This window comes from Beijerinckiaceae bacterium (assembly GCA_004564215.1).
GTDB lineage: Bacteria > Pseudomonadota > Alphaproteobacteria > Rhizobiales > Beijerinckiaceae > Methylocapsa.
In genome coordinates this window covers 1478714-1497388 of record CP024846.1, presented here as the reverse complement: position 1 = coordinate 1497388, position 18675 = coordinate 1478714, and the positions used below count along the sequence as shown (strand labels likewise).

General features: G+C 59.8%; 18 protein-coding genes. 6 read left to right on the top strand and 12 right to left on the bottom strand.

From position 1 onward, the window contains the following. Positions 1-69: 69 nt before the first annotated feature. Positions 70-672 carry a hypothetical protein gene (locus CU048_07020; protein QBR71073.1) on the top strand — a complete coding sequence of 201 codons (603 nt, stop codon included), beginning with the start codon at positions 70-72 and terminating at the stop codon, positions 670-672. Between the two features lie 154 nt (positions 673-826). Here the strand turns inward: CU048_07020 and rpmG are convergent, their stop codons facing one another. From rpmG to topA, 6 genes are all read right to left on the bottom strand, one after another. Next, positions 827-994: a 50S ribosomal protein L33 gene (rpmG, locus tag CU048_07015; protein ID QBR71072.1), complete on the bottom strand. Its 168-nt coding sequence runs from the start codon at positions 992-994 to the stop codon at positions 827-829. A gap of 91 nt (positions 995-1085) precedes the next feature. Further along, entirely contained in the window at positions 1086-2330 is a 1245-nt protein-coding gene (locus CU048_07010; GenBank protein ID QBR71071.1) for an MFS transporter, read from the bottom strand. Then, positions 2261-2728, bottom strand: a complete 468-nt coding sequence (locus CU048_07005) for a hypothetical protein (GenBank protein QBR72731.1) — start codon at positions 2726-2728, stop codon at positions 2261-2263. The genes CU048_07010 and CU048_07005 overlap by 70 nt, the downstream gene beginning before the upstream one ends. A gap of 37 nt (positions 2729-2765) precedes the next feature. Beyond that, a complete protein-coding gene (locus CU048_07000) occupies positions 2766-3170 on the bottom strand; it encodes a hypothetical protein (protein QBR71070.1) in 405 nt (134 codons plus the stop codon). Positions 3171-3245: 75 nt separating this feature from the next. Then, positions 3246-5570: a ribonuclease R gene (gene rnr / locus CU048_06995; protein ID QBR72730.1), complete on the bottom strand. Its 2325-nt coding sequence runs from the start codon at positions 5568-5570 to the stop codon at positions 3246-3248. A 47-nt stretch (positions 5571-5617) separates the two neighbouring features. Next, positions 5618-8473, bottom strand: coding sequence for a type I DNA topoisomerase (gene topA / locus CU048_06990; protein ID QBR71069.1), 2856 nt, complete (start codon positions 8471-8473; stop codon positions 5618-5620). A 301-nt stretch (positions 8474-8774) separates the two neighbouring features. Here topA and CU048_06985 point away from each other — a divergent pair, with 301 nt between their 5' ends. Next, a complete protein-coding gene (locus CU048_06985; protein ID QBR71068.1) occupies positions 8775-9263 on the top strand; it encodes a DNA starvation/stationary phase protection protein Dps in 489 nt (162 codons plus the stop codon). Between the two features lie 57 nt (positions 9264-9320). Here the strand turns inward: CU048_06985 and CU048_06980 are convergent, their stop codons facing one another. Further along, positions 9321-9878, bottom strand: a complete 558-nt coding sequence (locus CU048_06980) for a hypothetical protein (GenBank protein ID QBR71067.1) — start codon at positions 9876-9878, stop codon at positions 9321-9323. A 262-nt stretch (positions 9879-10140) separates the two neighbouring features. On the opposite strand from CU048_06980, the gene pyrB reads away from it, so the two are divergent. The 4 genes from pyrB (at position 10141) to CU048_06960 (ending at position 13692) form a co-directional block, all read left to right on the top strand. Next, positions 10141-11091, top strand: coding sequence for an aspartate carbamoyltransferase catalytic subunit (gene pyrB, locus CU048_06975; GenBank protein ID QBR71066.1), 951 nt, complete (start codon positions 10141-10143; stop codon positions 11089-11091). Continuing rightward, positions 11084-12427, top strand: coding sequence for a dihydroorotase (locus CU048_06970; GenBank protein QBR71065.1), 1344 nt, complete (start codon positions 11084-11086; stop codon positions 12425-12427). Before pyrB ends, CU048_06970 begins: the two co-directional genes overlap by 8 nt. Positions 12428-12486: 59 nt before the next feature. Beyond that, entirely contained in the window at positions 12487-12903 is a 417-nt protein-coding gene (locus CU048_06965; protein QBR71064.1) for a hypothetical protein, read from the top strand. Positions 12904-13026: 123 nt separating this feature from the next. After that, a complete protein-coding gene (locus tag CU048_06960) occupies positions 13027-13692 on the top strand; it encodes a hypothetical protein (GenBank protein QBR71063.1) in 666 nt (221 codons plus the stop codon). A 12-nt stretch (positions 13693-13704) separates the two neighbouring features. Here the strand turns inward: CU048_06960 and CU048_06955 are convergent, their stop codons facing one another. From CU048_06955 to CU048_06935, 5 genes are read right to left on the bottom strand one after another with little or no spacing between them, the layout of a single operon-like run. Then, complete coding sequence (locus tag CU048_06955) at positions 13705-14466, bottom strand: tRNA pseudouridine(38-40) synthase TruA (protein ID QBR71062.1); 762 nt, start codon at positions 14464-14466, stop codon at positions 13705-13707. Next, on the bottom strand, positions 14453-15403 hold the full coding sequence (locus CU048_06950) for a methionyl-tRNA formyltransferase (protein QBR71061.1): 951 nt from the start codon (positions 15401-15403) through the stop codon (positions 14453-14455). Before CU048_06950 ends, CU048_06955 begins: the two co-directional genes overlap by 14 nt. 56 nt (positions 15404-15459) lie before the next feature. Further along, a complete protein-coding gene (locus CU048_06945) occupies positions 15460-16035 on the bottom strand; it encodes a peptide deformylase (GenBank protein ID QBR71060.1) in 576 nt (191 codons plus the stop codon). Between the two features lie 31 nt (positions 16036-16066). Beyond that, positions 16067-17212 carry a hypothetical protein gene (locus CU048_06940; GenBank protein ID QBR71059.1) on the bottom strand — a complete coding sequence of 382 codons (1146 nt, stop codon included), beginning with the start codon at positions 17210-17212 and terminating at the stop codon, positions 16067-16069. 33 nt (positions 17213-17245) lie between these two features. Continuing rightward, positions 17246-18589, bottom strand: a complete 1344-nt coding sequence (locus CU048_06935) for a teichoic acid transporter (GenBank protein ID QBR71058.1) — start codon at positions 18587-18589, stop codon at positions 17246-17248. Positions 18590-18675 lie beyond the last annotated feature (86 nt).

The window sequence follows — 18675 nt, the reverse complement described above, 5'->3', positions numbered from 1 at the left end:
CAGTTCCAGTGGTTAAAATCGTCTATGCCGAGGTATGTTTGGCAAAAATTACCATGGTATTATTTGACAATGGATTATCAGCTCACACTCGCGATTCTGGCTATCTGCGTTGCATCATATAGCGCGTTTCTCCAGCGCAAGCAGATCAAGCTCATGAAAGCGGACTCATTAAAAGGCGCACCCCAATCGCCAGTAATGGCGTGGTGGCGGTCACCCTCCATTATTGCGCTCTCAATAATTACCGTTTTGGCTTGGGTGCCGTGGGGCCTCACCACTTGGCAAAATTGGAAACTAGAAAAAATAGGCGTGGGAATAAATGCCTGGGGCCTAGCCAGTCCGGATTTCAAAACATTGCAAATCGTAGTTTCGGGCTCAGAGCTAAGGTCAACCGAAAAACTGGTGGCGATAGTCATGCATTACAGGGGCGATGGCGACATCATGGATTGGACGGATATCCAAGTTAGTCTTCCCTACGATTTTCGAATCGGCACTCAAGCGCTTTACATTAAACCAGACGAACATTTTCTAGGAGAAGTCCAAGCCGGAATGAGATCGACTCAATATTTTCTCTTAATGGTCCCTGCTCAATTAAGCAGAAATCAATTTCATAGTCTGCGACAGGCAGTTTCATTAGGAGCAAAAATTTTATGGAATGGCGCAGGGCCACCATAAAGTCCGATAGACCTTCGGCTTCGCACGCTCCAGCAGCTATTATCCGCAATCGTGCTTCGCGTTCACGTCAGACGAATTTCTTCTGCATCGTGTTGAGGTTGGCTGTTATCGAAGTCGAGTAAAATAGTTCGAAGTTTCCGCTATTTTTCGACGGTTACTTAATCTTGGTTTCCTTGAATTCGACGTGCTTGCGGACGACCGGATCATATTTCTTGAACGTCAGCTTTTCCGTCTTGGTGCGGGCATTCTTCTTGGTCACGTAAAAATAGCCCGTGTCCGCCGTGGACAGAAGCTTGATCTTGATCATAGCGGCCTTGGCCATTGGTGTGTTCCTTCAATGCGGCGCAAGGCGCGCGATCATCCGACTGCTCGGGGATTGTGAAGCCGCGACCATACGGATCGCGCCCGGCTTGTCAAGAAAGCCTACGAGGTCGACGCCGCCAAACCAGACTAAGATAGAGCCCGAGCATGGCAGCGATCGAGAAGAAAAACCCGTTCGGAACAATGAAATCCATGCCGAAACCGGCAATCGGCGGACCGGTCAGCATCCCCAGCGAGTAGAGCATGATGAAGGCGGCATTGGCGCTGGCGAGTTCGGCCCCCTGAAAACGCGAGCCAAGATGGGCGAGACCGACGGCATAAAGGCTGCCGACAATGCCGCCCCAGAGCGTCAGGAGGCAGCAAAACAGAACAAAATAGGAAGGGCCGATCAGGGCCAGGGCCAAAGCCCCGCAAAATCCAAAAAGGCCGAGAGCCAACAATAGCTTACTTCTATCCATCAAATCCGAAACATAGCCAATCGGCAGTTGGAAGAACACATTGCCCAGGGCGAACAGGGTCACGAAAATGGCGCCGATTTCGGCGGTGAGCCCGGCGCGAAGGGCATAGACCGGCAACAGGCCGAGGCTCGCGGTCTCGATTGCGCCATGCAGAAGCCCGGCGAGGGTTGCGATGGGAACGCTGGTCAGAAAACCGAACACCGGCACATGCGCCGCGCTTTTGATCTCCGGCGCCCTGCCGCTCCACAGCAGGATTGGCAGGGCCGCGAGCGCGAAAAGGGCAATTGCCGCCAGGAACGGCGTGGCGCCCGCGGTGCCGACAAACACCAGGAACAAAGGACCGGCGGCAAACCCCGCGGCGAGGCTGGTTACGTAGAAGCCCAGGACAAAGCCGCGCCGCTCAGGTGGCGCGACCGTATTGATCCAATATTCGCTGGTCACGAAAAGCACGCTGAGGGCGGCGCCGAACACGGCGCGAATGACCAGCCATATCCAATAATTATTGGTCAGCGCAAAGCTCAGGAGGCTAAGAGCTCCGACCAAAAGCGCCAGTAGCAGCAAGGGCTTGACGCCGATGCGCCGGGCCATGGCCGGAACGAAGGCGGCGCCGGCCAGGATCGCGATGCCGCCGGCAACCGGGTTCAGCCCGATGGCGCGGGCGCTATAGCCTTGCTGTTCCAGCCGCAGCGCGAGCAAAGGCATGGTCAGCGACAGGCCGACGCCGACGATCGTGACGGTGGCAATCGCCGACGCCAACGCAGGGATGATTTTGCCCTTGGCAAGACCCGCGGCCGGAAGACTCTGAGGCGTCACTTGGAGGGGCTTTGGCCGATCGTAGCGCCGGGTGCCGTTTCGAAACCGTGCATCCGCAGGGCCCATTGATGAGCGATGAGACCACCCTTGATGATCGGCAAAAACCACAGCGAGAGGATGAGGGTTATGGTCGGCCAAACCATCGCGTGGAGCCACATCGGCGCATCCGGCCAGAATTTCTCGACGAGGATCATGAATGCACCCACGATGTGGCCGACCACGAAGATCGTCATATAGGGCGGGGCGTCATCGGCCCGCTGATGAAACAATTCCTCGCCACACGTCGGGCAGGTGTCATTGACCTTCAGATAGGAACGAAAAATTTTACCTTCGGTGCAATTGGGACAATGTCCGCGCAAGCCGTGGCGAATTGCCTGCCATGCGTTGCGGGGAGCACCCTTATCGCGCGGGGCGCGGGGCGACGTGGGCGCAAAGGGGGGGACATCGATCGCCGGCGACTCCATCATTTCTTCCTCTCTGTCTTGATCATCGGGAATTGTCCTAACCCACCCCGGCCGCATCCTGTGCAATTTCGCTAAGCGTTGCCGACATGGCGTGCACGACGGGTTCGAATTGGGCGTCGATGCCGTGCCGTCTCGCGATCCAAGCTGGATCGTCGTAGGTCAGCCAGACTTTGCCTTCGCTGTCTTTCCAAACGAGCATCTTCAGCGGCAGGTCGATGCCGATGCGCTGGTTCGATTTCATGAGTGGCGTGCCGGCGGGCGCGTTGCCGAAAATCATCAGCGTGGTCGGGCGCAATGTGGCGCCGGCCTCGGTGGCTCCGGCCGCGTGATCGATCTTGGCGAAGAGGGTCGCTCCCTTGGCTTTCACGGCCGCTTCGACGCCTTCTATTGTGTCTTGCGCCGAACGCATGCTGTGGATGGTGACGAGGCCGTCGTCTGCCATGAACTCAATCCTCACCAGCTGAAGGCCGCGCGGCAATGAACTTTGGCTAGCCTAGCTGTGCAACCGTTGCAACATTCACCTTTTTGAAGTCTTGCCTCCAGATAGGCGTGTGCGCCGTGATCCGCTAGAAGGCCGTATGTCGCGGTGCGGCAATCGCTTGGCTTTGGCTGAGCGTCCGCTTACCTGGCGCGGCGAGACTTCACTCAAGAGTTCAAAGCGGAGCGCGCCTGCGAGCGGGGCAGCTTCCACAAGCCTGACAGTAACGATGTCGCCGAGCCGATGCATTTGGCCGGTGCGCGAGCCGATCAGAGCATGCAAAGCGGGGTCATGACGAAAATAATCATCGCCGAGCATCGAGGCCGGGATGAAGCCATCGGCGCCCGTCTCGTTCAGCTTGACAAACAGCCCGGCGCTGGTCGCGCCCGAGATACGGCCCTCGAAACTGGCTCCGATATGGCCGGCAAGATGGGCAGCAATCAGCCGATCCGATGTCTCCCGTTCCGCCGCCATGGCGCGGCGTTCGGCGGCGGAAATTTTTGCAGCAATTTCGGCCAACTGCTCCCTGGCGATAGGTGCCAAGCCGTCGGATCCCAGATTCAGCGCAAGGATCAGGGCGCGATGAACGATGAGATCGGCATAACGGCGGATCGGGGAGGTGAAATGGGCGTAGCGGCGGAGATTGAGACCGAAATGTCCATAGTTCTCGATGACATATTCGGCTTGCGCTTGGGTGCGCAGCACGACTTCATTGACGAGATGCTCGTTTTCGCTGCCCCTCACCTTGTCCAGAATACCGTTGAATTGCGTCGCACGAAGAACTTGGCCCTTGGCAAGCTTGATCCCGATCGAGGCTAGAAACTCGGCGAGATTATTGAGCTTTTCGAGCGATGGCTCGTCATGAACACGGTAAATGAAATCCTGGTGCTTGGCTTCGAGCGCTTCCGCGGCGGCGACATTGGCGAGGATCATGAATTCTTCGATGAGGCGGTGCGAATCGAGCCTCGGGGGCGTCACGACGGACTGAACCTTGCCCTCTGTGTCCAGAATGATCTTGCGTTCCGGCAGATCGAGATCGAGCGGCCCGCGCTTGTCCCGCGCGTGCTTGAGCGCGCGATAGGCGTCGTAAAGCGGAACGAGAACATTGGCGAGCAGCGGCGCTGTATTTTCGTCCGGTCTCTCGTCGATTGCGGCTTGCACTTGCGCATACGAAAGTTTCGCCGCCGAGCGCATCATGACCCGGTGGAAGGTATGGTGCAGCTTATGGCCGTCGGCGGCGATGACGATCCGGGCGGCGAGGGCGGGGCGATCCTCATTCGGCCGAAGCGAGCAAAGGTCGTTGGAAATTCTTTCCGGAAGCATCGGCACGACACGGTCCGGGAAATAAACCGAATTGCCGCGATCCTGGGCTTCGCGATCGAGCTGCCCCCCCGGCCGCACGTAGGCCGCGACATCGGCGATGGCGATGCATAAGATAAAGCCGCCGGGATTGCCGGGATCGGGGTCGGGTTCGGCATGGACCGCGTCATCGTGATCCTTGGCATCCACCGGATCGATGGTGACGAGCGGCACCCTCCGCCAATCCTCGCGTTGTGCCATGCCGGCATGTCGCGCGCTGTCCGCCTCGGCGATGACCTCAGGTCGGAACACATGGGGTAATTGATGAGCGTGGATGGCGATCAGGCTCACCGCCTTTTCATTGTCGAGCGCCCCCAGCCTTTCGCGCACGCGCGCCGCCGGAAGGCCGAGGCGTCCGGTCCGCAGAAGTTCCACCGCCACGAGGTCGCCATCGTTGGCCGTGCCTTCATGGCCCGGTCCGACGCTCAGTTCGCCCCGATGGAAATTTTTCTTGTCGATCGGAACAATGCGTCCGCCGCCCCCCGCGTCGGCGCGAAAAATCCCCAAAACCTGGGATTTCGCGCGCGGCAAAAGCTTCACGACGCGCCCGGTGTAGGTTGGTTCGCCGGGTTCCGCGCCCGGCACCAATTCAACGCGCAGCAAGGCGCGATCGCCGGGACCCGGGACCGCACCCCCCGGCTTCTGGCGGGAGCTTGCCGTCAGCAATATCTTCGGCGCCTGACCCTGGGTCGTGTCCCATTCGGCCGGGACGGCGAGGAGCTCGCCGTCGCGATCGCGCCCGAGCATATCGGCCAGCACGACCGAGGGTAAAAGTCCGGGCTTATGCAGGCTCTTGCGCCGCCGCTCTATGGCGCCCTCGGCTTCCAGTTCTTTCAAGAGCCGCTTGAGGGCGATCCTGTCTTCTCCCTTGATGTTGAATGCGCGGGCGATTTCCCGCTTGCTGATCTTGCCTTGCGGATTGCCCGTGGCTTCACGCTCGCGGGCGATGAAGGCAAGAATTTCCGCACGTGACGGAAATCCCCCATCCTGTGAATGATGCGGGATCTGCGCGGATTCGGCCACGTCTAGGCCGGATCCTGTCGCGTTTTTTTTCACGCTCGCTTAGCCTTTTTCGATTTCGGAGCCGGCGCCTTGGCGGCTGCTGCCGGCGCGGCTTTCTTGGCTGCTCTGGCCGGAGCCGCTTTCTTGGCCGAAGGCGCTTTGGATGATCTTTTGGGGGACCTCGAACCGCCTCCCGCGCTCTCCTTGTCCTCGATCAGGCGGATAGCTTCCTCGATCGTGATCGCATCCGGGGAAAGATCGTTTTTCAGGGTCGCGTTGATCCTACCGTAATTCACATAAGGACCGAAGCGTCCTGTCCGGACGGTGATGGGCCCGCCCGCAGGATGCTCCCCGAGAAGACGACCCTGAACGGCACCTTTGCGATCCGTTCCGCCGTCGGCTTTCGCGGCGAGAAGCGCGAGCGCTTCTTCCAAGGTCAATGTGGTGGGGTCGGCATCGCGGGACAAGGTCGCGTTGATTTTGCCGTGATTGACATAAGGGCCATAGCGACCGGCCTTGACGACCACGTCGCCCCCCGTCGGATGCTCCCCGAGCACCCGCGAGGGCGCGGTCGCGGCGGCGCCGAACCGTCGACCGGTCAAGCCGCTTTCCTTGGCGACGATGAGATCGATCGCCCGGTTGCCGCCGATGGCGAGGATATCTTCGTCCTTGCCGATGCTTGCGTAGGTCTTGCCATGTTGGACATAGGGACCGTAGCGGCCCATGCCGGCCAGGATCGGCTCTTTGGTCTCGGGGTGTTTGGCGACCTCGCGGGGAAGCGACAGCAGCCCGAGGGCCAGCTCCAGGGTCACGTCGCCGGGACTGACGCTTTTGGGCAGGGAAGAGCGCTTCGGCTTTTCGCCTTCGCCTTGCTGCACATAGGCGCCGAAACGCCCATCGCGGAGCGAAATTTCTTCCCCCGTCTGCGGGTCTTCGCCGAGAACCTTGACCCCCGGGCGATCCCCCTCAGGCAGGTCGCTGGCCTCGGTATTTGCCAAGGTGCGGGTGAATTTGCATTCGGGATAGTTGGAGCAGCCGATGAAGGCTCCGAATTTGCCGAGTTTGAGCGAAAGCTGGCCGGCGCCGCAGGAGGGGCAGGCGCGTGGGTTCGAGCCGTCTTCCTTGGCCGGAAAAATATGCGGGCCGAGGAGTTCGTTGAGACTATCCAGGACCTGAGTTGTTCGCAGATCCTTGGTGCCCGCGAGCGCGCCCGAAAAATCGGTCCAGAAATCGCGCAAGACCTGTTTCCAGTCCAACTCATGGTTGGACACAAGGTCGAGCTTCTCTTCGAGGTCGGCGGTAAAATCATAGCCGACATAGCGGGTGAAAAAGCTCTCCAGAAAGGCCGTGACGAGGCGGCCCTTGTCTTCGGGAAACAGCCGCTTCTTTTCGAGCCGCACATAATCGCGTTCACGCAGAACCGCGAGGGTCGAAGCATAGGTCGAAGGTCGGCCTATGCCGAGCTCCTCCATCTGTTTGATGAGGGTCGCCTCGGTGAAGCGCGGCGGCGGCTCGGTAAAATGCTGGCTCGCCTCTATTCTTTCCTTGGCGAGGGCCTCGCCCTCGTGCATCTCGGGCAGCCGGCCGCTTTCATCGTCGTCATCGTCGTCGCGCCCCTCCTGATAGAGTTTCAGGAAGCCGTCGAAGCGAATGACCTGGCCGGTCGCCCGCAGGTCGATTTTGCGGGCTCCAGCTTCCGCGAGAATATCGACCGTGGTGCGTTCCAGCTCGGCGGATTCCATCTGGCTCGCAATGGTGCGTGTCCAGATCAGTTCGTAAAGCCGCAGTTGATCCGGTTCGAGGCTTCGCGCGACATGCTTCGGCAACCTTGCCGGGTCTGTCGGGCGAACGGCTTCATGCGCTTCCTGCGCATTCTTGGCTTTCACCGTATATTTGCGCGGCGCCTTGGGGACGTAGTTCGCGCCGAACTCCTTGCCGATGACACTGCGCGCGCTGGTGATCGCTTCCGGGGCGAGGTCGACGCCGTCGGTCCGCATATAGGTAATGAGGCCAACCGTTTCGCCGCCGATGTCGGCGCCCTCGTAAAGCCGCTGGGCGAGTTGCATGGTTCGGGCGGGAGCAAATCCCAATTTGCGCGAGGCCTCCTGCTGCAGGGTTGAGGTGGTGAAGGGCGGCGCCGGGTGCCGCTTGGCGGGCTTCGCCTCGATGCGGGCCACCGAGAATTTGGCAGCCTCCAGCTCGGCTTTGAAGGCCTCCGCCTCGCCCCCCGAGCCGATATCGAGGCGCGCAATCTTCTGCCCGTCGGCGCCGATGAGGCGGGCGACGAAGGGGGCCCCGGCGCCGGTTTTCAGATGGGCGAGGATCGACCAATATTCCCGCGAAACGAATTTTTCGATCTCGAGTTCGCGGTCGCAGACAAGGCGCAAGGCCACGGATTGAACCCGGCCGGCGGAGCGGGCGCCGGGCAATTTCCGCCACAGCACCGGCGAGAGATTGAAACCGACAAGATAATCAAGGGCGCGCCGCGCCAGATAGGCATCGACCAACGCCTCGTCGATCTGGCGGGGATTGCGAATGGCATCGAGAATCGCCGATTTGGTGATCGCGTTGAAGACCACCCGTTCGACCGGCTTGGTGCCGAGGACTTTTTTGGCCTTTAAAATCTCGAGGACGTGCCAGGAAATCGCTTCCCCTTCACGGTCCGGGTCGGTCGCGAGGATAATTCGGTCGGCGCTCTTGACGGCCTTGGCGATCTCCGCCAGCCGTTTTGCCGACTGGGAATCGACATCCCAGAGCATGGCGAAATCCGCGTCCGGATCCACCGAACCATCCTTGGCCGGCAAATCCCGAACATGGCCATAGGAGGCATAGACCTCATAGCCCTTTCCCAGATACTTGCCGATCGTTTTGGCCTTCGCCGGCGACTCGACGATGACGACATTCATGCATAGGTCCTATCTGTTCCCAGCGGCGCAACAGCCGGTATTTTATTAATTTCAAATTGATCTGGTACCGCTCGCGCTAGGGGATCCGAGCCGGAGCTTGGCCGAAATCGATGCGCCGGAGGATGGGGGAGCGCGGGATCATAGTCAAATCCCGTCAAAAATGCTGGACCTGATGAACCTTTTCGTTTCGGCGCGCATTTACTAAAGCTAAGTTTAGCAATTGCCAAGTCTCAGTGCGCCAAAATACCGCAGGCAAGCTTGCTAAACTGAAGAATCCACCAGAAAAGCGGAGTATTTGCTTATGAAGTTGCATAAAACGCTGAACGATGTGAAGTCGAATGCAAAAGCGGTTTCCATCGATCTGTTGAATGCCCGCTTAGCCGACGCCATCGATTTGGCTTTGCTTACCAAACAGGCGCATTGGAACCTTAAGGGCATTCAATTCATCGCGGTGCATGAAATGCTCGATTCGTTCCGCACCGAGATCGACGACCATGTGGACACCATGGCCGAGCGCGTTGTGCAACTGGGCGGAACCGCGCTTGGCACTTCGCAAGTGGTGGCGAACAAGACCTCGCTCAAGCCCTATCCGACAGATATTTACAAGATCAAGGATCACATCGCGGCGCTGATCGAGCACTTTGGCACGGTCGCGAATTCGGTTCGCGCCGGGATCGCGGCGACCGACGAGGCAGGCGATGCGGACACAGCGGATATTTTGACGGCGTTTTCGCGCGCCCTCGACAAGTCGCTTTGGTTCCTGGAAGCCCATCTCCAAGAGGTTGCGTGAGCTGTGGCTGCGCAATTTTCGGCTTGGCGCCGATGGGTTGCGCAGCGAAAGCCCGCTTTACTTCTTGAAGGACAGGCTTTGGAGCTTGGTGCCCGCGGCGTCGCCCTCGGGAGCAATTTCGAAGGCAAAGACTGGACCCGGCCCGTCAGTGGGAAAGCTGACGGTTCGCCCGGCGTTTCCATTCGCATCGGTTCGGAGCGTTCCGAGCTGCCGCAGGCATTTCAGGAAAATCTTATAGCTGGTGTTGGGAGCCAGACCGGCAAGCCGGATCGCCGCCGTGGATGCGGCTCTGGACTCGCTATAGACGGTCACGGAACCGCCAATGGCTGCGCCTCCGGCGTCGCTGACCTTCTCGTTCGAACAATCCCCCTCGTCCTGGCGAACGAGGGCCACCGTCACGGCGGACGTCGTCGAGAGCGGGAGCTGCACCGGGCACGCCATGCCGTCTCTTGCCGAAATCGTATAGGAAAAGGTCTTGTCCCCGCTGCTTGCCTTCGCCACGCTTCCGATGACGGCGCTGGCCGGCGCGCTGTCGGCTGAGGTAAAATCGGCGTGGTCATTATACCAGCAGGTCAGCGGTTGATTTTCCGCCCATGCCGGAGCCGCAACCGCCATGATTGCCGCCGCCGACCCTAAACATTGCCAAATAGATTTCATGGGGATCCGACCTTGAACAGCGCCTCTTCCTGCGACGCTTGAACCGGGTTTCGGGAAAAAATGCAACTCGGCAAGGCCATTAGGTGCTTCACGTTTTTGACGGTTTCATGAATGAGCGCCGGTGAGCCCGGTCAAGATGTGCCGATTTTTGTGGGCAGTTCGAAGCGAGCCGAGCAAACTATTGTGAGCGGGCCCCATCGGGGCCTATAAGCCAGGGTCAATGGTCAATGCGCCTGGAGAGCTCACCTTCCCGCACCGGCATCTGCTCGGGATAGAGGGGCTATCGCCCCTGGACATCGAGGCTTTGCTTAATTTGGCCGAGTCGGCGATCGAAGTGTCGCGTCAGGTCGAAAAGAAGCGTTCAACCCTGCGGGGACGAACCCTCATCAACCTTTTCTTCGAGGCCTCGACCAGGACCCAGTCGTCGTTCGAACTCGCGGGCAAGCGGCTTGGCGCCGACGTCATGAATATGTCGGTCGCGACGTCCAGCGTCAAAAAGGGCGAAACCCTGATCGATACGGCGATGACGCTCAACGCCATGCGTCCCGATATCATCGTCGTCCGCCATGCCCACGCCGGCGCGGTGCATCTGCTGGCGAAAAAGGTCGATTGTTCAGTCGTCAACGCGGGCGACGGCGCCCATGAACATCCGACCCAAGCGCTTCTCGACGCTCTCACCATCCGGCGCAACAAAGGCAGAATCGCGGGCCTCACGGTCGCGATCTGCGGCGATATCCTCCATTCGCGCGTCGCGCGCTCGAATATTTTGCTTCTCTCCGCCCTTGGGGCGCGGGTGCGCGCGGTCGGCCCCTCGACATTGCTGCCGACCGGCATCGAGCGGATGGGCGTCGAGGTTTTCCGCGACATGGAATCGGGCCTCGAGGGTGCGGACATTGTGATGATGCTGCGGTTGCAGCGGGAACGGATGCTCGGGGCGTATATCCCGTCCGCCAAGGAATATTTCCGATTTTTTGGCCTCGACGAAGCCAAGCTTAGGCGGGCGAAACCCGATGCGCTGGTCTTGCATCCCGGCCCGATCAACCGGGGCGTGGAGATCGATTCGAGCGTCGCCGACGGAGCGAGAAGCCGCATCCGCGAGCAGGTCGAAATGGGCGTCGCGGTTCGGATCGCCGTGCTGGAAGCATTGGCGCAGCATTTGCCAAATGGATAAGAGCGAGCTGTTTCACGTGAAGCTTCCCTCCAGCGCCTCGATCGCCCACCAGCCTTTGGCGCTCGTCAATGCAAAATTGGTCGATCCGGCGGAGCTCAGGGAGAGTTTCGGCGGGATTCTGGTCGTCGATGGCGTGATCCGCGATTTCGGTCCGGGGGTCACGAAGGGGCAGCTGCCTTCGCATGCGCGCATTTTGGATTGCCGCGGCGACCTCGTGGCGCCGGGCCTCATCGACATGAGGGCGTTTATCGGCGAACCGGGCGCCGAACACCGGGAAACCATTGCGACCGCGACCGCCGCGGCCGCAGCCGGCGGGGTCACGACCATCCTGGCCCGCTCCGACACCAATCCGCCGGTCGATGAGGCGGCGGTCGTCGATTTTCTGTTGCGCCGGGCGCGCGACACGGGCCGCGTCCGGGTGCTTCCTTGCGCCGCCCTGACGGCGGGCCTTGAGGGCACCGAGATCGCTGAGATAGGCTTGCTGCAGCAGGCCGGCGCGGTTGCGTTCAGCGACGGGGCTCGTTCTGTCCGCAACGCCCGGGTCATGCGCCGGGTGATGGAATACGCCCGTGATTTCGACGCCCTAATCATTCATTACGCGGAAGATCGCGATCTTGCCGGCGAAGGCGTGATGAATGAAGGCGAATTCGCCTCGCGGCTCGGCCTTGCCGGAATCCCCCGCGAGGCGGAAGCGATCATGCTGGATCGCGACATCAAACTGGTGAATCTCACGGGCGCCCGCTATCACGCCGCCCTCGTCACCACGACTTTGTCCCTGGAGATCATCGCCAAGGCCAAGGCCGATGGGCTGCCGGTGACCTGCGCGACCTCGATCAACCATCTGACGCTCAATGAAAACGACATCGGCGACTATCGAACGTTTTTAAAACTTGCGCCGCCGCTGCGGCGCGAAGACGAGCGGCGTGCGCTGGTTGCCGGACTGGCGTCGGGGCTCATCGACGTTGTCGTCTCCGACCATAATCCCCAGGATGTCGAAACCAAGCGGCTGCCCTTCGCCGAGGCCGAGGATGGCGCGATCGGGCTGGAAACCATGCTGTCCGCAGGCCTGCGGCTGGTTTCCTCCGGCGAAGTTTCGCTGGGACGTCTGCTCAACGCCATGACGACCCGCCCGGCGGAAATTCTTGGTCTCCCCCAGGGAAGGTTCAAGGTCGGCGCGCCCGCCGATTTGATCCGCTTCGATCCGAACGAACCCTATGTCGTCGACCCGGCCAAATTGCATTCGCGCTGCAAGAATACGCCGTTCGACGAAGCCCGCATGGAGGGCAGGGTGAAACTCACCCTCGTCGCCGGGGAGATTGTGTTCGAGAGGGAGTAGTTCCGCGCGGCCAGATTTTTGCTTGAGAGCAGCGCCAGACGCATCGCAAAGGGAATTCCATGGCCCGCTCCCAAACCGCCTATCTCCTGCGCAACGACGTGCCCGCGCGCGAAACCCTGCAAAAGGTGATCGACGGCCTCAAATTCAAACTCACTCTGGATGATTCCTACGTTCCGTTTCAAACGTCGGGCTATCTGCCCTGCACGCTGGACGGAGAAGACGCGGGGTTCGACATCCGCTTTCAGGCCGTCGATGCGTCGGGGCTATCGTCCGCGTTGCAGTCGCGGATTGGCGAGCGAAATGCCGCGATTGCCTTTCGCTGGAGCGGAGATGTGCGCGAAGAAGCCAGCGCCGCGATTGTCTGCGCGGCCCTCGCTGCGGGTTCCGGCGCTCTTGTGCATGATCCTGATGGCGACGCGATTTACGGCGCGGAGCAGTTGATCGATAAAGCGCGGAAGACGGCTGCTGCTCTCTGATCGTCGCGCGGGTTGCAAATCGCAACGAGGAGATTAAAGTCCCACTGTTGGTTAGAGGTTAAATAATATATGTCAGTCAGTTTTCAGCGTGCTTCTCGGACCGCCAGAAAGAGAGTTCGGGACATGATGCCCGAACCGCTGATCGAGGCCGGCACGAATGCTATGTTTATCGTAAGCAAGCGATTTACGAAGTGTAATGTGCCTGACGAGCCCCATTTTGACGACCGGTCTACGCAATATTTTATGGAAAAAATAAATAACAGCGCCTTTTACGTCGAGTATGGCACAGGCGGCAGTACCGTACAGGCTGCGAAATGGGGCAAGCCCTTCGTCGCCGTGGACTCCGACAAAGTATTTATGAATTCCGTGAGAGCGAAAATAGGAAATCTAAAACACGATCAGCATCTGGTTCATGTCAATATTGGCATCACGGGCCTCTGGGGCATTCCGCTTTTCAAAACGCCCAAGCCAAATCGTGTCCGTAAATGGATGTCCTATCCCCAGGCGCCCTGGAGATTAATTGGCGACACGCGGCTTCCGGATTTGATCTTGGTGGATGGACGTTTCCGGGTCGCCTGTGCCCTGACAAGCATCAAATACATGTCCAAAGAGCCATCTAACGCGCTCTTACTGGTGGACGACTATGCCGATCGCCCCCATTACCGGATTATTGAAAGATTTGCCCAACTTGAGAGGATGGTTGGGAGGATGGCTGTTTTCAGTTTCGTTCCAGCGGCCGGCCCAGAGCTTGAAGCCGAATTGGAGCGACACTATTCGGACTGGCGCTGAGTCATAACAGAATCAAGGCCACGCAGAAGCGCTCGGATCATAATCCACGCCGATCAGATAGAGTCCTTCCGGGGGAGCGACCATGCCGCAGCGGCGACGGTCGCACGCTTCGAGAGCGGCACGGAGGTTAAACGCGCTCCATTTTCCTGAGCCGACCTGTTCGAGCGACCCCACCATGGACCGCACTTGCGAGTGCAGGAACGAGCGCGCGCTGGCGCTGATCTGAATCTCATCGCCAATCCGCGTGACATCGAGCCGTTCCAGCGTGCGCACCGGGCTCTCCGCCTGGCACTGAGACGCGCGGAAGGTTGAAAAATCATGATGACCGACAAGATGGGCGGCGGCTGCCCGCATGGCGTCGGCGTCGAGCCTTCGTTTGACGAGCCAGGCGTGCCCTTGCTCAACGGTCAGAGGGGCCCGGCGATTGATGATTCGATAGAGATAATGCCGCCGGATTGCTGAAAATCTGGCGTCAAAGGATTCAGGAACGCGTTCGGCCGCCAAAATCGCGACGGGCTGGGGCCGCATATGCGCGTTCAGGGCATCGCGCAAGACATCGCTGCGCCAGTCCTTGACCAGATCTGCATGCACAACTTGGCCGGTGGCGTGAACACCGGTATCCGTTCGCCCGGCTCCACGGACTCCGACGTGGGTGCCACACAGGGCCTCAAGGGCAGATTCGATGACGGACTGGACCGAGGGTCCATTGGTCTGCCGCTGCCAGCCGACGAAGGGCGTTCCGTCGTATTCGACGGTGAGCTTAAAGCGCGGCATCAGATTTTGGGGCGAGCATGGTTCCGGCGGGCAGTTTGGCGCCGTGCAAAAAATCCTCGGCCGACACGTGCAGTTTGCCGGGACGTTGCAACTCCAGAAGCCGCACCGCCCCTTTGCCGCAGGCAATGGTCAAGCGATCATCGAGGACGCATCCTGGCGTGCCGGTGGCGTCGACCCTTTGGGCGCGCAAGACCTTGATGCGTTCCACGCCCTTGCCGAGATCGGCTTCGAAATAGGCCCCAGGAAAGGGCCCAAGAGCGCGGATCAGATCATGTATTTCCGATGCCGGTTTTGACCAATCGATCCGCGCTTCCGCCTTGTCGATTTTACGCGCATAGGTGACCCCGGTTTCAGCCTGCGCGGTGAAGACAAGTTCGCCCCGCTCAAGCAATGCCAGGGCCCGCGCCATCAGCCCGGCTCCCGCGAAGGCTAGTTTGTCATGCAGTTCAGCGGCATTCGAATCCGGTCCAATGGCGACCCGCTCGGTGAGGGCGATGGGGCCGGTGTCGAGACCTTCTTCCATGCGCATCACCATGACCCCTGTTTCCTTGTCGCCGGCCATGATCGCGCGCTGGATCGGCGCGGCGCCCCGCCAACGTGGCAACAGGGAGGCATGCAGGTTGAGACAGAATTTCGGCGGCAGTTCGAGAATGACTTTCGGCAAGATCAAGCCATAGGCCACGACGACGATCGCGTCGGGTTCAAAGCTCCGCAGCCGGGCGGCCGCCTCGTCCGAGCGAAGGGTTTGGGGCGTGACCACGTCAATGCCGAAACGCAGCGCCGCCTCATGCACAGGGGAGGGGGTTGCCTCTAGGCCGCGACGCCCTGCGGGTTTCGGTGGCCGCGTATAGACCGCTGCCACGAGGTTGCCCTGGCCGATGATCTCGGTGAGCACAGGCACCGAGAATTCCGGGGTCCCCATGAAGACGATACGCAATAGTCTTGGCCTAGGGTTGGGGGCGGCCCAAGTGATGCCCAAGTGATGGGCGTCAATCAGGCGTCGGTTCGGACGGAGGCCTGTTCGTGCTCCACGCTGCGCTTCCGATCAGCGGCCCCGTGTCTGGCGCTCTTGCTGAATTTCTTGGTGATGCGCTCGCGCTTCAGCCTGGAAATATGATCGATGAACAGGACGCCGTTCAAATGATCGATTTCATGCTGAAGGCAGGTCGCCAGAATGCCGTCCGCCTCGACCTCCCGTGCCCGGCCTTCCCGGTCCAGATAGCCGACCCTTACGCGCGCCGGCCGTTCCACCTCCTCATAGAATTCCGGGATCGACAGGCAGCCCTCTTCATAGGTTGACAGCTCCTCCGAGGCCCAGAGGACTTCCGGATTGGCGAGACAAAGGGGATCAGCGGTCGCGGCTTCGCTTTCGCGCTTGGCGACGTCGAGCACAATCACCCGCTTCTGGACGGCGATCTGCACGGCGGCGAGGCCGATGCCGGGCGCGGCATACATGGTCTCAAGCATATCGTCCATCAGCGCACGGATGCAGTCGTCGACGGACGCCAAGGGCGGCACGCGAAGCCGCAAACGCGGGTCTGGGAGGGTGATTATGGTCCGAACTGGCATGTTTATGAAATAATACCGGTGCGGCCGAAGGTCAATTATCCCTGGGACGCTTCCCCGCGCGGAGCCCGTCGATGATCCGGTCGAGATTGGCCCGGAAGGCGGGGCCGAGAAAATTCGCCTCGACCTTCCGGCGCCCGCGCTCGCCCATGTCCCGGGCAATTTCCGGCTGTGAGAGCCACAGATGGAGGCGATCTGCGAGCATCGAAATATCGGAGGGTTCGACGACAAATCCATCCACCCCATCGGAAACGATTTCCTTGGAGGCGCCATGCTTGCTGCAGATCACGGGAAGACCCCGCAGCCAGGCTTCGAGATAGACGATCCCGAACCCCTCCTTGGACGAGGGCATCGCGAAGACCGTCGCTCTTGCATAGGCCGCGTCGAGCTCCGCATCGCTGATGCGGCCAAGAAATTTTACCGCGTCGGCGACGCCGAGTTCCGTGGCCAAGGCCTCAAGTTCGGGGCGTAAAGCGCCATCCCCGACGATCTCGCATTTGATATGGGGCAGGCTGTGCTTGAGCTTGGCGACCGCGCGGATGACCTTGTCCACGTGTTTTTCGCGGTCGTTCAGGCTAAGCCTTGTCACGGTCAGGATCGTAGCCGGCTCGCGCTTCGCCAGCTCCAACGTGGATTTGAGCGGATCGACTGCGTTCGGAAGAAGAATAAACTTCGACAGAGGGACATTGAATTCCCGCGCCATCGTCTCGGCGGTGAAAGCGCTGACCGAAGCGATCTGTGAGACGGCCCGCAGCAACCAAGGTTCATACCAACGCCGCCGTCCGGCCTCCTGACGAGGATCGTTCCAAACATCTTCACCATGCACAAACAGGAGAATTGGCAAATTGGGGCGAAGGCATCGGACCAAAGCCGCGAGCGGAAGAAGATTTCGATGGCCTATGACGAAGAGATTGGCCTGGGTTACACCGGCCCTCAACGCCTGAAACATAAAGCGCAGGCGATGACCCATTCCGGCGATCTCGATTCCCGCAATCTCCGGGATGGCGTTCTGATCGCGCAACAAGAAGACCTGCGGGGGTCGCTCTTTTCGGTCGAGGGTTCGTTGTGCCAGATTGGCGATGATCCGCCGATTGAAGTTTTGAAGGCCACCTATTTTGGAATAGGTCTCGAGCGCGCACACGACGATACGGGTCTCTGCGTTTGTGGGACTTGCAGCCATATTGCCTCGCGATCGGACGAAAAGACGTGAGCGCTAAAGCTGGCTCGGTTTGACGGCGCCCCTGCCTGCGCTATCCAACGCGCTCGGACCGGCGCGGCTGATCAATTGTTCGATCGTGACACCGATCATGACGACATTAACGCCAAGCACAGCCAGAATTGCGCCTGTCAGGCCATAGGATGCAGCGCCGAAGTAGCAAGCGCAAATGCCGATCAAGCTTAGAATTGCAAAGGCGTAAGAGACCCTTATGTGTCGGTTGGTCGACGCCAGGGGAACAAAAAGCGCTGTCCAAATCATTTCAGCGCCGACCGACAAAATGAGCAGTGTGAAGAACGGTTCTTCCGCCATCACTTTTCCGCCGGTCCAAAGTTTCAGGATGGAATCGCCCAAGAAACTCATCAACAGTAAATAGGCGAGGACGCCGGCGCCCGAGAGCGCAAGGTGGAAACGGAGGATACGCAAAAACCCCGACGTCTTTTTCAGGCCGAAAAGATGGGAATATTCGGGTGTCACGGAGTTGTTGAGAAGATTCGTTGCCGATGTTCCGAGCCTTGCAAGCGTGCGCGACGTCGAAAAGATGGCGATGCGATCCGGTCCGGTGACGAGGCCGAGAACAGTGATCGGGCCCTGGATCATTAAGGCATAGGCGACGGACACGAACATATAGCTGATCGAAGGATTGAACAGACGTTTGATCTCGCTGCGCGAGCAATGGCTCCAACCGATGGGCAGCCAGGGCGCGATCGATCGGATCCAGACAAAGATGGCGCTCGTGAAAACGATCCGATTGACCAGGATGATAATGGCCGCGAGAACGAGGTCGCCGCCGAGCAAGGCAACGGCGGCCGTGGATAATCCTTCGACCAATCTACTGGTCCCGTTCCACGCGACTTCGCTGGCGGGTCGACCTGCCGCGCGCGCCGCGCCTGAAAAGAGCAGGAAATATTGATAAAAAATCAAGCTTGCCCCGAGAAGGGCAAGGACGAGTTTCGCTTCGATATCCGAAACCTCGCCCAAGGCGAAGATGGACCGCATGGGGACTGCAAAAATTACGGCGCCAGCTAAAATTGCAACGACAGCGGTAATGATGTTGAGGAGCACGAAGACGCTTTGATAGGTGACGAGGACACCCGACCGGTCGCCGCCCGCCGCCTTCATCGTCATTTCATTCTTGGCGATAAACGTAAAACCGAAATCGCTGAACGTCAGATAGGTCGGTATCGACGAGAGCAGCAGCCACACGCCATATCGCTCGATCCCCCAAGCATGCAGAAGGACCGGAACGAGCAGAATCTGAACGCCGATCAGGACGAGCTGATTATAGACGTGTCCGCCTAGGGTGAAGCCGACGCGGCGAAATGAACTCGAGAGGGTCATGGAGCCCCTAAGTTGCGGAAAGACGAGGATTTCGCCGCGCAAAGGCAACCGAATTTGCGCCAATTCGCGGGGTGTTGATGGTCTCC